Source organism: Streptomyces sp. NPDC048337 (assembly GCF_043201175.1).
Classification (GTDB): Bacteria; Actinomycetota; Actinomycetes; order Streptomycetales; family Streptomycetaceae; genus Streptomyces.
Genome location: NZ_JBICYR010000036.1, coordinates 15648 through 29467 on the forward strand (window position 1 = coordinate 15648; position 13820 = coordinate 29467).

Consider the following 13820-nt stretch of genomic DNA (forward strand, 5'->3'; position numbering starts at 1 on the left):
ATCAGGAGCTCGGGTAGACGAACGGCATGACCAGACCGATCAGGGCGAGCGCCTCACAGAAGGCGAAGCCGAGGATCTGGTTGGCGCGGATCAGACCGGCAGCCTCGGGCTGACGGGCGAGGGCCTGGGTGCCGTTACCGAAGATGATGCCGACGCCGACGCCGGGGCCGATGGCCGCGAGACCGTAACCAACGGAGCTGAGGGAGCCGGTGACGGCGGCAAGGGTCTGGGACATGCCAGTTCTTCCTTCTCTTTCACGGACCGGTGGGGGTTGGCCACCGGACGAATACGGGGGGCTGAGCGGGGGCGGGCCTGGCTCAGTGGTGCTCGGCGAGGGCGCCCTGCAGGAAGCTGCAGGCCAGGAGGACGAAGACGTACGCCTGGACGGCCTGGATGAAGAGCTCGAAGGCGGTCATCACGATGACCATGACGAACGAGACACCCGCGTAGGCGATGCCGATGCCGTTCAGCAGGTACCAGCTGGCGATCGTGAAGAGCAGCAGCAGGGTGTGACCGGCGAACATGTTCGCGAACAGTCGGACCGCGTGGGTGAACGGGCGGACCAGGACGTTCGAGAAGAACTCGATCAGCATGACGAGCGGGAGGACCGGGCCGAGCGACTTGTCGTAGCCGGTCAGGTTCTTGAAGCCGCCGACGAAGCCGTGGCGCTTGAAGGTCACGCTCATCCAGATCACGTACACGATCGCGGCGAGGGCCGCGGGGTACGCGATGATCGACGTCACCGGGAACTGCGCCACCGGGATGATCGACCAGAGGTTCAGGATCCAGACGAAGAAGAACAGCGAGACCATCAGGGGGACGTACTTCTCGCCCTCCTTCTTGCCCAGCGTCTCGTACACGATGCCGCGACGCACGAAGTCGTAGCCGGCCTCGGCCACCATCTGGAGCTTGCCCGGGACGACCTTCGGGTTACGGAAGGCCAGCCAGAAGAAGCCGACGATGACGACGGTGCCGAGCAGTGCCAGCAGCATCGTCTTGTTGAAGTAGGTGTTGCTGTCCGCATTGCCGAAGATCGGCTCGAACAGGAACGAGTGCAGGCCGGGAGCCGGGAAGCCACAACCGTCGAAGATGTGGCAATCGGTCTCGAAGGCGAGCACCGTCGTCGGGTCAGCACTCACCGCGGGCTCCTTCAGCGTGGCGCATAGGTACGGCAACCTCGTTGTGTCGGCGCGGCGCGCGGCCGCGGTTCGGCACTGGACTGGTGTTACGGATGGTGGGGCGGCGGCCAGGCATCGAGCCTCGCGATGGAACAGGCGTCAGCTCAGGTGCCCGAGCCCGCAGTGCCGCATATGGCACCGGACGATAGCAGGATCCCGAACGCACACTTATCCCGGCCCTACCCCTCACGACTTCGACCCCGGATTTTCGGGCTTTTCACCCTTGTCCGAGTCCGGTTCGACGTAAAGGATCTTGGCCTTCATGTGAGCACGCGTCTGCGCGCCGATCCACACGAGAGTGGTGGCGACGAGCGTGATCGCGAATGCCCTGGGGTGGAACAGCGTCGTGTTCTTGAACACGGCGAGAAAGACGAAGAGCAGCAGGATCTGGGCCGCGTAGAGCATGAGCCCCATGGCCTGGAACAGGTGCGGCAGTGATTTCGCCGTGCGCTGCAGAACGATGAATCCGAGCCCCATGAAGAGAATCACGACCACCGTCGCGACAACGGAACCGATCGCTCCCTTTCCGCCGACGACGACACCGCTGATGACGGCGGCGATGGCGCCGGCGACAGCGGTGGGTACGGCGGTTTGCAGGAGGGGTCGGACATCATCTGACCGCATGGCGGTTTGCTCCGCTTGGGTGGTGGGGGCACGGGACTCGTACGGGACGAGCGTAAGCCCGGTCCGAGAGAGAACCTCGGGCCAATGGACCGTCGCACTACGGCCCTTCGGCTCTGTCGCCGGGTTTAGTGAACGGTATCACAAACTATTTGATGAGAGCTTTACCTGCTGGGTGTGCCGACTGTCACACATGAGAGTTAACCCGCGCGTGTGTGCACGACAGGGTGGCAGGTTGTCTGCTAAAGGGGCGTCATGTCGGACATGTGCGCCGACCGTCAGCGTGCCGATCCGGCCTTCCGCCGGTCGGGAAAGCGCGAACGGGGGCCTACGGCAGTCGCGCCGTTGACGCCGGAGACACCCGCCGCGATGGGCCTGGCAGGCTCCGGCTCCCGGCCGGAGGCTTCCCGGAGGGCTGCCTCAGCGGCACGCTCGGCGTGCCGGTAGCGCGGCGGCACCAGTCCGTACGCCCAGCGCGGGGCGCGCGGGGTGAAGCGCGGCAGGAGCAGCAGGGTCAGGCCCACCGCGCTCAGCGCGGCGATCGCCAGCACGATCCACATCGAGGCGGAATGCACCGAATAGGCCACCGTGCCGAAGGCGATCAGCCCTGACCAGAAGTACATGATGAGCACCGCGCGACTGTGCGAATGCCCGAGTTCCAGCAGGCGGTGGTGCAGGTGCCCGCGGTCCGCAGCGAAGGGCGACTGGCCCTTCCACGTACGCCGGACGATGGCCAGGACCAGGTCCGCCATCGGGATGGCGATGACGGTCAGCGGCAGGATCAGCGGGATGTAGGCGGGGAGCATCGCGTGCGTCGCGTTGCGCTCACCGCCGGCGAAGAGGGCCAGGGCGTCCGGGTCCACCTGCCCGGTGAGGGAGATGGCGGACGCGGCCAGCACCAGGCCGATGAGCATCGAGCCGGAGTCGCCCATGAAGATCCGGGCGGGGTGCATGTTGTGCGGCAGGAAGCCCAGGCACATGCCCATCAGGATCGCGGCGAAGAGGGTCGCGGGCGCGGCCGACTCGATGCCGTAGCCGAACCAGATCCGGTACGCGTAGAGGAAGAGCGCGGTGGCGGCGATGCAGACCATGCCGGCGGCGAGACCGTCGAGTCCGTCCACGAAGTTCACGGCGTTGATGGTGATCACGACGAGGGCCACGGTGAGCAGGTTGCCCTGCCACTGGGTGAGCGGGACCGTTCCGATGCCCGGGACGGGGATCCACAGGATGGTCAGACCCTGCATGACCATCAGACCGGCGGAGATCATCTGCGCGCCGAGCTTGATCAGGGCGTCGAGTTCGAACTTGTCGTCGAGTACGCCGACCAGCCAGATCAGGGCCGCGCCGGTGAGCAGCGCCCGGGGTTCCCTCGACAGCTCGAAGACGCCGTTGAGGTTCCGCAGGTGGTCGGCGACCAGCAGGCCGGCACACAGCCCGCCGAACATCGCGATGCCGCCGAGCCGTGGCGTGGGCTCGCGGTGCACGTCGCGGGCGCGGATCTCCGGCATGGCCCCGGCCGCGATCGCGAACTTCCGCACGGGCCCGGTCAGCAGGTAGGTAACCGCGACCGTGACGCAAAGCGTCAGCAGATATTCACGCACGGGCTGCCCCAGATGTATCGCCGGCCATCTCAGCCCCACACATTAGCTGCGATGTCCCCTCCCCCGAGGACGCGAGGGGGCCGCATCCCGGTTGCAGTACGCCCCTCTTGCCCCGATTACTCCCCGTAAGGGGGAAATCCCTGCGTCAGCTCGTTGACCTCCGTACGTGTCTTCGCGGCGTCCCCGTGCAGTGCGGCGGCGAACAGCCCGGCGATGCGGAGCATCTCCGCCTCCCCCATCCCCTGGGTGGTCACGGCCGCGGTACCGAGGCGGATGCCCCGCTGGTCCCCGTACGGGAGGGCGCAGGTGTCGAGCACGATCCCGGCGGCCGCGAGCCGGCCGCGCGCGGTCGGGCCGTCGACGCCGAGCGGCGCCGGGTCGGCGGTGATCAGGTGCGTGTCGGTGCCGCCGGTGGTGATGGTGAAGCCGTACCCCTCCAGCGCCTCGGCCAGCACCCGGGCATGGGCGACGACGCGGTGGGCGTACGTGGTGAAGGCGGGCCCGGCGGCCTCGCCGAAGGCCACGGCCTTGGCGGCGATGGTGTGCATCTGGGCGCCGCCCTGCGTGAAGGGGAACACCGCCCGGTCGATGCGCTCCGCGAATTCGGCGCCGCACAGGATCATCCCGCCACGCGGCCCGCGCAGCACCTTGTGCGTGGTCGCGCAGACGACGTCCGCGTACGGCACGGGGCTGGGCGCGGCACCGCCCGCCACCAGCCCGATGGGGTGCGCGGCGTCGGCGATGAGGTAGGCCCCCACCTCGTCGGCGATCTCCCGGAAGGCCGAGTACTCCGGGTGCCTGGGATAGGAGATGGACCCGCAGACGATCGCCTTGGGCCGGTGCGTGCGGGCCAGCTCCTGCACCTGGTGGTAGTCGATGAGCCCCGTCTCGGCGTCGACCCCGTACCCGACGAAGTCGAACCAGCGGCCCGAGAAGTTGGCGGGCGAGCCGTGCGTGAGGTGCCCGCCGTACGGGAGGCCCATCGCCAGCACGGTGTCCCCTGGCCGCAGCAGCGCCGCGTAGGCGGCGAGCACGGCGGAGGACCCGGAGTGCGGCTGCACGTTGGCGTGCTCGGCCCCGAACAGCGCCTTGGCCCGCTCGACGGCGATCTGCTCGGCCACGTCCACGTACTCACAGCCGCCGTGGTAGCGGGAGCCGGGGTAGCCCTCGGCGTACTTGTTGGAGAGCGCCGACCCGAGCGCGGCGAGCACCGCGGGCGAGGTGAAGTTCTCGGCGGCGATCAGCTGCAGGGTGGTCGCCTGCCGCCGGGCCTCACCGGCGAGTACGTCGGCCATCTGCGGATCCTGTTGGCGCAGGAGATCCGTCGGCTGGGTGAGGACGCTCATGGCATGCTCCCGCGCAGTGGGGGTACCGGTACCAGCCACTGTAGGCCGGAGCCACCCCTCGCGCCCTGCGGCACCGCTGCCGGGGCGCCGCGGGTCAGCGGCGTGCCGTGACGCCCGTCAGGGCCGTGACCACCGGGTCGAGGGCCTGGTTGAGCACCTTCTCGACGCGTTCCTCGCACCGCTCGGCCCCTGGGGGGCCTCCCGGGCGTCGGCCCGCTGCGTCGGCCTCCGGCCGCCGGGTCAGCGGCGTGCCGTGACGCCCGTCAGGGCCGTGACCACCGGGTCGAGGGCCTGGTTGATCTCGTCGCCGATCGAGCGGAAGAACGTGATCGGCGCGCCGTACGGGTCGTACACCTCGTCCGCGTCGGGGGAAGGCGCCAGCAGCCAGCCCCGCAGGGCGGCCGCGGCCCGTACGAGGGCCCGCGCCCGCTCCGCCATGCCGTCCTCCAGCGGCGGCAGCGTGGCCGGGTCTATCGCCCGTACCAGCCGCGTGAACTCCTTCAGCGTGAAGGTCCGCAGCCCCGCCGAGTGGCCCATCGAGATGACCTGCGCCCGGTGGTCCCGCGTGGCGGTCAGCACCAGGTCGGCCCGGATGACGTGCTCGTCCAGCAGCTCCCGCCCGGTGAACCCGGACGCGTCGGCCCCGAAGTCCGCCAGCACGGCGGCCGCGTTCGCCTCCATCGGGGCGCCCTCGTGACCCCACGTACCCGCGCTCTCCACGATGAGGTCCCCCTGGACGAGGCCGCCCAGCCGGTGCGAGAGGGCGTGCCGCGTCAGCCGCTCGGTGATGGGCGAGCGGCACACGTTGCCGGTGCTGACGTGGAGGATGCGGAAGGTGGTGTCCCCGGCTATGCCACGCCCCTCAGGGCTCACGGGGCGACCTCGAGGTCGGGTACGACCTCCCGCAGCTGGTCCGCGGTGAGCGCGCCCTCGCGCAGCAGGACGGGAACCTTCCCGGTGACGTCGACGATCGACGACGGCTGGATGCCGGGCGTCGGCCCGCCGTCCAGGTACACGGACACGGAGTCCCCGAGCATCTCGCGGGCCGCGTCGCAGTCCTCGGGCGCCGGGTGCCCGGTCAGGTTGGCCGAGGACACCGCCATCGGGCCGACCTCGGTGAGCAGCTCGATCGCCACGGGGTGCAGGGGCATCCGTACGGCCACGGTGCCGCCGGTGTCGCCGAGGTCCCACGCCAGCGAGGGCTGGTGCTTGGCGACGAGCGTCAGCGCACCCGGCCAGAAGGCGTCGACGAGCTCCCACGCCTGCTCGGAGAAGTCCGTGACCAGGCCGTGCAGGGTGTTCGGGGAGCCGATGAGCACGGGGGTGGGCATGCCGCGGCCCCGCCCCTTGGCGGCGAGCAGGTCGTGGACGGCCTCCGGGCTGAAGGCGTCCGCGCCGATCCCGTAAAGGGTGTCCGTGGGCAGCACGACGAGCTCGCCGCGACGCACGGCGGATGCGGCTTCGCGCAGACCCGTCTTGCGGTCCGTCGCGTCGTTGCAGTCGTATCGCCGGGCCATCAGCGGTTCTCCTCGTGCAGCAGGGTGGTGGCGGGAAGGGGCGCCCCGGTCACGGCAGCGCCTTGCGGGCGGTCGCGAAGCGCGGGCGGTTGTTGAGGTCCGGGTGGTCGGCCGCGTCGGCCCACCCCCGTTCCTCGGCGAAGATCCAGGGCACCTGACCGCCCTGGGTGTCGGCGTGCTCGACGACGACGATGCCGCCCGGCCTCAGCAGCCGGTGGGCGGTGCGCTCGATGCCGCGGATGGTGTCGAGGCCGTCCTCGCCGGAGAAGAGCGCCATCTCCGGATCGTGGTCCCGTGCCTCGGGGGCCACGTACTCCCACTCGGTGAGCGGGATGTACGGAGGGTTGGAGATGACCAGGTCGACCTGTCCGTCGAGCTCGGGCAGGGCGCTGAGCGCGTCACCCTGGTGGACGGTGACCCGGGAGCCCTCGGCGTTCTTGCGGGTCCACCGCAGGGCCTCCTCGGACAGCTCGACCGCGTGCACGCGCGAGCGCGGCACCTCCTGCGCCATGGCCAGCGCGATCGCGCCGGAGCCGGAGCACAGGTCGACGATCAGAGGCTCGACCACGTCCATCGCGCGGACGGCGTGTATGGCCCAGTCCACGACCGACTCGGTCTCGGGCCGGGGCACGAAGACCCCGGGCCCGACCTGGAGCTCCAGGTACCGGAAGAAGGCCCGGCCGGTGATGTGCTGGAGCGGCTCGCGCGCCTCGCGGCGGGCGACGGCCTCCCAGTAGCGGGCGTCGAAGTCCGCGTCCTTGACGTGGTGCAGTTCCCCCCGCTTGACGCCGTGCACGAAGGCCGCGAGCTCCTCCGCGTCGAAGCGCGGTGAGGGCACGCCGGCGGCGGCCAGCCGCTGGGTGGCCTGGGCCACCTCGGCAAGCAGCAAGTTCACGCTGGTCCTCCGGGCTGCTGTCATGGGGGTCCCCCCTGCTCGAGCGAAGCCGAGAGCTTGGGGGAGGGGGGTGGTACGGGTCTTTACTGCGCGGCGGCGAGCTTGGCCGCGGAGTCGGCGTCGGCACAGGCCTGGATGACCGAGTCGAGGTCGCCGTCGAGCACCTGGTCCAAGTTGTACGCCTTGAAGCCGGTGCGGTGGTCCGAGATCCGGTTTTCCGGGAAGTTGTACGTGCGGATCTTCTCCGAACGGTCCACGGAGCGCACCTGGCTGCGGCGCACGTCGGAGGCCTCCTGCTCGGCGGCCTCCTGGGCGGCTGCCAGCAGACGCGAGCGCAGGATGCGCATGGCCTGCTCCTTGTTCTGGAGCTGGCTCTTCTCGTTCTGGCAGGAGGCGACCACGCCGGTCGGGATGTGCGTGATGCGCACGGCCGAGTCGGTGGTGTTGACGGACTGGCCGCCGGGGCCGGAGGAGCGGTACACGTCGATGCGGAGGTCGTTCATGTTGATCTCGACCTCGACCTCCTCGGCCTCCGGGGTGACGAGCACGCCGGCGGCGGAGGTGTGGATGCGGCCCTGGGACTCGGTGGCCGGAACGCGCTGGACGCGGTGCACGCCGCCCTCGTACTTCAGGCGGGCCCACACGCCCTGGCCGGGCTCGGTGGCGCCGTTGCCGCCCTTGGTGCGGACGGAGACCTGGACGTCCTTGTAGCCGCCGAGCTCGGACTCGGTGGCGTCGATGATCTCGGTCTTCCAGCCCACGCGCTCGGCGTAGCGCAGGTACATGCGCAGCAGGTCGCCGGCGAACAGGGCCGACTCGTCGCCGCCCGCGCCCGCCTTGACCTCGAGGAGCACGTCCTTGTCGTCGCTGGGGTCGCGCGGGACCAGCAGCAGGCGGAGCTTCTCGGTGAGCTCCTCGCGCTGCGCCGTCAGCTCCTTGACCTCGGCCGCGAAGTCGGGGTCGTCGGCCGCGAGCTCCTTGGCCGTCTCGATGTCCTCGGCCGACTGCTTCCAGGCACGGAAGGTCGCGACGATCGGGGTCAGCTCCGCGTAGCGCTTGTTCAGCTTGCGCGCGTTGGCCTGATCCGAGTGGACCGAAGGGTCGGCGAGCTTCTTCTCAAGATCGGCGTGCTCGCCGATCAGTTCCTCGACCGCCTCGAACATCGGGGGCTCCTGTGGTGAAAGTACGAAAGAACGGCACTGGGTGACGGGGCTGGACGACGACAAAGGCGCCGGTCCGGCCACCCCCGCATGGACAGGGAGCGGCCGGGGACCGGCGCCTGGGTCGCGCTACTTCTTGGCCGCACCCTTGCCGAAGCGAGCCTCGAAGCGGGCCACACGGCCACCGGTGTCGAGGATCTTCTGCTTGCCCGTGTAGAACGGGTGGCACTCGGAGCAGACCTCGGCACGGATGGTGCCGCCGGTCAGCGTGGAGCGGGTGGTGAACGACGCGCCACAGGTGCAGCTGACCTGGGTCTCGACGTACTCGGGGTGAACATCGCGCTTCAAGGTGTCTCCTAGATTCGGGAGGGCGCCGGGTCGCAGGGGCCGAATTGCGCGCTGCGTGAACCGGGGCCGACAGACCAGTCTGCCAGGACCGGGCTGCCTGTCAAAATTCTGAGGACGCCTCCCTCAACGGAGGGGGGTCCGCATCTATTCCGCCGGGTCCCCGCCCGGGTCCTCACTGGACGATCGAGCCCGCGGAGCTCTTGTCACCGGAGGAGTTCACGGTGGCCTCGGCGGGGATCGGCTGGTCGGCCAGCAGGGCGTCCCAGACCATCTTGGACTCCTTGGTCAGCGGGGCGACGCGGTTGCTGTCACGGGCGTCGGTGGTGACCGGGAGCGTGATCATCTGCATGTCCTGGGCGCTGATGCCCTGGAGGCCCTGGGCGAAGCCCATGAGCGATTTCACATCGCCGAGCGCCTTGTCGGTGGTGATCGCCTTGGTCGCGTTGTCGGCGAGGTCGAGCAGCCTCTTGGGGTTGTCGAACAGCCCGATGCTCTTGACCTGCTTGATCAGTGCCTTGATGAAGGCCTGCTGGAGCTGTATTCGGCCCAGGTCGCTGCCGTCGCCGACGCTCTTGCGGGTGCGGACGAGGCCGAGGGCCTGCTCCCCGTTGAGCTTGTTGGGGCCGGCCGCGAGGTCGAGGTGGCTGGACCCGTCCTTGATCGGCTTGGTCGTGGTCACCTCGACGCCGCCGAGGGTGTCGATGATCTTCTTGAATCCGGTGAAGTCGACCTCGATGTAGTGGTCCATGCGGATCCCCGACATCTTCTCGACGGTCTTCACCGCGCAGGCGGCCCCGCCGATGGTGAAGGCCTCGTTGAACTGCCTGCGCGAGCTGCCGGGGTCGGTCTTGCCGTTGGGCATGGTGCAGGAGGGCTGGGCGATCATCGTGTCGCGGGGTATGGACACGACGCTGGCCTTCTTGTGGCCCTCGTACAGGTGGATGATCATCGCGGTGTCGGAGCGGGCCGAGCCGCCGTCGTCCTGGCCGTACTCGGAGTTCGCGCCGCCGCGGGAGTCGGAGCCGAGGACGAGGATGTCCATCGAGCCGTTGTCCACGTTCTGCGGGCGGTCGGTGCCGAGCGCCTGGTCGATGTCGACGGTCTTCAGGTTGCCGTTGAACTTGAAGTAGAAGTAGCCGAGGCCCGCCCCGCCGAGCAGGACCACGCCCGCGGCGCTCCACGCGACGATGGCGAGGGCTCTGCGGCGCGCCGGCGGTTTCCGTCGGCGCCGACCCGCGGCGCGCCTGCCGCGGCCGTTGCTTTCCTCGCTCATGCTCTCCTCAGTCCCTGAATGCGATCCTCGCTGCCCCCTGACACAGACGGCCGAACGTCCTCCAGGGTTCCACGGCGCGCGCGGCGTCCGGACGCCCGCGAGACCGCGTCCCGCCGCCCCGACGTCGGCATGTACGCGTCGTAGCGGGCCACCTACCTGCGGTTTCACCCGCCGGCGCGGAGCGGCCTACGGCGGTTCGCGCAGGTCAGGACTGTGGTGAAGGTCGCACAGGACGGACAGGACGCAAACGCACGGCCGCCCCCGCCGCAGGTGCGGCGGGGGCGGCCGTGGTGGTGCCCGGGACTACCGTCAGTCGTCGTTCTTGCCCGACGGGGTCGTCTTCGCGATCTGCATCAGGAACTCGGCGTTCGACTTCGTCTGCTTCATCTTGTCGAGGAGCAGTTCGATCGCCTGCTGCGAGTCGAGCGCGTGCAGCACCCGGCGCAGCTTCCAGACGATGGCGAGCTCCTCCGCGTTGAGGAGGATCTCCTCCTTGCGGGTGCCCGACGGGTCGACGTCGACGGCCGGGAAGATGCGCTTGTCGGCGAGCTTCCGGTCGAGCTTGAGCTCCATGTTGCCGGTGCCCTTGAACTCCTCGAAGATCACCTCGTCCATGCGCGAGCCGGTGTCGACCAGCGCGGTGGCCAGGATGGTCAGCGAGCCGCCGTCCTCGATGTTGCGCGCGGCACCGAAGAAGCGCTTCGGCGGGTACAGCGCGGTCGAGTCGACACCACCGGACAGGATGCGGCCGGAGGCGGGCGCCGCGAGGTTGTACGCGCGGCCCAGACGGGTGATGGAGTCCAGCAGGACGACCACGTCGTGACCCAGCTCGACGAGACGCTTGGCGCGCTCGATGGCCAGCTCGGCGACGGTGGTGTGGTCCTCGGCCGGGCGGTCGAAGGTCGAGGAGATGACCTCGCCCTTGACCGACCGCTGCATGTCGGTGACCTCTTCCGGACGCTCGTCGACCAGGACGACCATCAGGTGGCACTCGGGGTTGTTCGTGGTGATCGCGTTGGCGATCGCCTGCATGATCATGGTCTTGCCGGTCTTCGGCGGGGCCACGATCAGACCGCGCTGGCCCTTTCCGATCGGCGACACGAGGTCGATGATGCGGGTGGTCAGCACGCCCGGGTCGGTCTCCAGACGGAGCCGGTCCTGCGGGTAGAGCGGGGTCAGCTTCTGGAACTCCGGCCGTCCGCGCCCGGATTCGGGCGCCATGCCGTTCACCGAGTCCAGTCGCACAAGGGCGTTGAACTTCTCGCGGCGCTCGCCGTCCTTGGGCTGGCGCACGGCACCGGTGGTGTGGTCGCCCTTGCGCAGACCGGCCTTGCGGACCTGGGCGAGGGAGACGTACACGTCGTTGGGGCCGGGCAGGTAGCCCGAGGTCCGGATGAACGCGTAGTTGTCGAGGATGTCGAGGATGCCCGCGACGGGGATCAGGACGTCGTCGTCGGCGACCTGCGGCTCGCCCGGCGCGAACTCGTCGCGGCCGCGACGGCCACGGCGGTCGCGGTAGCGGCCGCGACGGCCACGGCGGCCGCCCTCGTCGTCGAAGTCGTCCTGCGGACCGTTGTCCTGGCGGTCCTGACGGCCCTGCTGGCCCTGCTGCTGGCGGTCCTGACGGCCGCCCTGCTGCTGACGGTCCTGACGGCCGCCGCCCTGGCCGCCCTGCGCGCCCTGACCCTGGCCGCCCTGGCCCTGGTCGTCGCCCTTGGCGCCGCGGTCACGGCGGTCGCGCTGGCGGTCCCCGCGCTCGGCGCGGTCACGGCGGTCGCGACGGCCGCGGCCCTCGCCCTCCTGGGCGGGCGCGGAGACGGCGGTCGCGGCCTCGGCCTTGACCTCCGCCGGCGCGGTGGCGGTGGCGGTCTCGGGCTTCGCCTCGACCTGTACGGCGGCGGCGGGGGCTGCGGTCTCCGGGCTGCCGGAGGGGGCCGTGGCCCGACGGCGACGCCGCTCGCCGACCGGCGCATCCTCTCCCCCACGCTCGGCTTCGCTCGCGCGGGAGGGGCCCCCAGCGGGCTGACCGGGGATCTCGATCTGCGCCGGCGCGGCGGCGGGCTTCTCGGCGGGCGCCTCGGCGGCGACCTCGCCCGTACGGGCCTTGCTGGTGGCGCGGCGCTTCGGCTTGGCCTCGGCGGTGTCGGCGGCGCCCGCGGCGGAGGACGCGGCCTTGGGGGCGCTGCCGCCACCCGCCTGCGCCTCCTTGATGACCTCGATCAGCTGGCTCTTGCGCATCCGCGCGGTGCCCCTGATGCCGAGGCCCGACGCGACCTGCTGCAGCTCGGCCAGGACCATGCCGTCGAGGCCGGTGCCGGTGCGGCGACGCCGTCCGGCAGTAGCGGCTGCGGCGCCCGCGGCGGGGGCACTGGCGTCGACAGAGGTGTCGGCAGCGCCCATCAGATCGGTGGTGTCGCTCACGAAGGGTCCTTCCCTGGAGCGGACGTCGGCCTGTCTGGCTCGGCGACCGGTTGTGCTGTCCGACAACAGTTCTAGGTGTGTGAACTGTGCCGGGGCGGTGGTCCGCCGATAGAGAGACGGCGGAGAGAAACGTGCCTGGGTGGTTCCGGCGAGAAGCCCCCGAGCTGAAAGCGTGGGAATGTCACGCCGATTCCGGAGCGTGCTCGAAACTGCTGGAAGTGATCAAAGCAGTCGGGGAGGCTCCCGGAAGAAAGGTGGTCCCGGATGGGGACACTGAGCACCGAGCCATGGCGGCTTCGGCTGCACACTTGAGACTAACAGTACCGGATCCAAAAGACATTCCCCCTCTCAATCACCGGCAATCGCGCCCTTCCGCGCGGGCGGCCTGCCCTGGCCGCCCACGCCCCTGACCGGCCCTGATTCAGCCGCCCTGGGTACCCAGCGGAAGTACGCTCGCGCCCGCGGCGTCGAGTGCGAGCCGGTTGGCCGCCCATCCCTCGCCCGCGAGCTGCGCGACCTTGTCGGCCGCGCCGTTGTCGACCAGCGCGAGGACCGTGGGGCCCGCGCCGGAGATGACCGCGGGGATGCCGTCCGCCCGCAGTCGATTGACGAGTGCCACGCTCTCGGGCATCGCCGGGGACCGGTACTCCTGGTGGAGCCGGTCTTCGGTGGCCGCCAGCAGGAACTCGGGACGCCTGGTCAGGGCCTCCACGAGCAGGCCCGCGCGGCCCGCGTTGACGGCCGCGTCCACGTGCGGGACGGTGCGCGGCAGCAGGCCGCGCGCGGTCTCCGTCAGGACCGGCTTGGAGGGGACGAAGACCACCGGAACGATGGAATCGGCGGGCTCCATACGGATCGCCTTGGCGCTGCCCCCGTCCATCCACGCCAGGGTGAAGCCGCCGAGCAGACAGGCGGCGACGTTGTCGGGGTGCCCCTCGATCTCGGTGGCGAGCTCGAGGAGGGCCGTGTCGTCGAGCTTGGCCTCTCCGCCTATGGTCACGGCGCGGGCGGCGACGATGCCGGCGCAGATCGCGGCGGAGGAGGAGCCGAGGCCGCGGCCGTGCGGGATCCGGTTGGCGCAGACCACCTCGAGGCCGCGCGGCTGGCCGCCCAGCAGGTCGAAGGCGGTGCGCATGGAGCGTACGAGCAGGTGGCTCTCGTCCCGCGGGAGGGTGTCGGCGCCCTCACCCGCGATGTCGATGTCCAGGCCGGAGTCGGCCACCCGGACGACGACGTCGTCGTAGAGGCCCAGGGCCAGGCCGAAGGCATCGAAGCCGGGGCCGAGGTTGGCACTGCTGGCGGGGACGCGCACCCGTACGGCGGCGGCGCGGAACGCTGGACCGGCCATCGTCCGATGACACTCCTTGTTGCTGTGCGAGATCTTCGCTCTTCGCTGGCTCGCTGCGAATGTACTGGAGAACGTACGACACCCGAAGGCCCTTGGGGCAGCACCGCGGTCA

Annotated in this window: 13 protein-coding genes; all 13 read right to left on the bottom strand. The window is 70.2% G+C overall.

What is annotated here, in order from left to right; genetic code table 11:
- Nucleotide 1 precedes the first annotated feature (1 nt).
- A complete protein-coding gene (atpE, locus tag ACGFYU_RS35250; protein ID WP_007266589.1) occupies nucleotides 2-235 on the bottom strand; it encodes an ATP synthase F0 subunit C in 234 nt (77 codons plus the stop codon).
- Between the two features lie 82 nt (nucleotides 236-317).
- A complete protein-coding gene (gene atpB / locus ACGFYU_RS35255) occupies nucleotides 318-1154 on the bottom strand; it encodes a F0F1 ATP synthase subunit A (RefSeq protein ID WP_393831422.1) in 837 nt (278 codons plus the stop codon).
- 210 nt (nucleotides 1155-1364) lie between these two features.
- Nucleotides 1365-1802: a hypothetical protein gene (locus ACGFYU_RS35260; protein ID WP_393831390.1), complete on the bottom strand. Its 438-nt coding sequence runs from the start codon at nucleotides 1800-1802 to the stop codon at nucleotides 1365-1367.
- Between the two features lie 275 nt (nucleotides 1803-2077).
- A complete protein-coding gene (locus ACGFYU_RS35265) occupies nucleotides 2078-3412 on the bottom strand; it encodes an MraY family glycosyltransferase (protein WP_393831423.1) in 1335 nt (444 codons plus the stop codon).
- Between the two features lie 104 nt (nucleotides 3413-3516).
- The gene (gene glyA, locus ACGFYU_RS35270) at nucleotides 3517-4746 is read right to left on the bottom strand and encodes a serine hydroxymethyltransferase (RefSeq protein WP_393831391.1); all 1230 of its coding nucleotides are present in this window, start codon (nucleotides 4744-4746) and stop codon (nucleotides 3517-3519) included.
- 240 nt (nucleotides 4747-4986) lie between these two features.
- Nucleotides 4987-5619, bottom strand: coding sequence for a protein-tyrosine-phosphatase (locus ACGFYU_RS35275; protein WP_393831392.1), 633 nt, complete (start codon nucleotides 5617-5619; stop codon nucleotides 4987-4989).
- Nucleotides 5616-6263, bottom strand: a complete 648-nt coding sequence (locus ACGFYU_RS35280; RefSeq protein WP_365069556.1) for an L-threonylcarbamoyladenylate synthase — start codon at nucleotides 6261-6263, stop codon at nucleotides 5616-5618. Before ACGFYU_RS35280 ends, ACGFYU_RS35275 begins: the two co-directional genes overlap by 4 nt.
- A gap of 49 nt (nucleotides 6264-6312) precedes the next feature.
- Complete coding sequence (gene prmC, locus ACGFYU_RS35285; RefSeq protein WP_393831393.1) at nucleotides 6313-7158, bottom strand: peptide chain release factor N(5)-glutamine methyltransferase; 846 nt, start codon at nucleotides 7156-7158, stop codon at nucleotides 6313-6315.
- 83 nt (nucleotides 7159-7241) lie between these two features.
- The gene (gene prfA, locus ACGFYU_RS35290) at nucleotides 7242-8321 is read right to left on the bottom strand and encodes a peptide chain release factor 1 (RefSeq protein WP_393831394.1); all 1080 of its coding nucleotides are present in this window, start codon (nucleotides 8319-8321) and stop codon (nucleotides 7242-7244) included.
- Between the two features lie 126 nt (nucleotides 8322-8447).
- Nucleotides 8448-8666, bottom strand: a complete 219-nt coding sequence (rpmE, locus tag ACGFYU_RS35295) for a 50S ribosomal protein L31 (RefSeq protein WP_393831395.1) — start codon at nucleotides 8664-8666, stop codon at nucleotides 8448-8450.
- A gap of 172 nt (nucleotides 8667-8838) precedes the next feature.
- Nucleotides 8839-9939, bottom strand: coding sequence for an LCP family protein (locus ACGFYU_RS35300; RefSeq protein WP_393831396.1), 1101 nt, complete (start codon nucleotides 9937-9939; stop codon nucleotides 8839-8841).
- Between the two features lie 309 nt (nucleotides 9940-10248).
- Nucleotides 10249-12360: a transcription termination factor Rho gene (rho, locus tag ACGFYU_RS35305; protein ID WP_393831397.1), complete on the bottom strand. Its 2112-nt coding sequence runs from the start codon at nucleotides 12358-12360 to the stop codon at nucleotides 10249-10251.
- Between the two features lie 421 nt (nucleotides 12361-12781).
- Entirely contained in the window at nucleotides 12782-13708 is a 927-nt protein-coding gene (gene thrB / locus ACGFYU_RS35310; protein ID WP_393831398.1) for a homoserine kinase, read from the bottom strand.
- Nucleotides 13709-13820: the final 112 nt, after the last annotated feature.

Bases quoted from the DNA above. Each gene is read 5' to 3' on its own strand.
- ACGFYU_RS35280 (WP_365069556.1), bottom strand. From the start codon at position 6,263: ATGGCCCGGCGATACGACTGCAACGACGCGACGGACCGCAAGACGGGT.
- ACGFYU_RS35260 (WP_393831390.1), bottom strand. From the start codon at position 1,802: ATGCGGTCAGATGATGTCCGACCCCTCCTGCAAACCGCCGTACCCACC.
- atpE (WP_007266589.1), bottom strand. From the start codon at position 235: ATGTCCCAGACCCTTGCCGCCGTCACCGGCTCCCTCAGCTCCGTTGGT.
- thrB (WP_393831398.1), bottom strand. From the start codon at position 13,708: ATGGCCGGTCCAGCGTTCCGCGCCGCCGCCGTACGGGTGCGCGTCCCC.
- ACGFYU_RS35300 (WP_393831396.1), bottom strand. From the start codon at position 9,939: ATGAGCGAGGAAAGCAACGGCCGCGGCAGGCGCGCCGCGGGTCGGCGC.
- prfA (WP_393831394.1), bottom strand. From the start codon at position 8,321: ATGTTCGAGGCGGTCGAGGAACTGATCGGCGAGCACGCCGATCTTGAG.
- glyA (WP_393831391.1), bottom strand. From the start codon at position 4,746: ATGAGCGTCCTCACCCAGCCGACGGATCTCCTGCGCCAACAGGATCCG.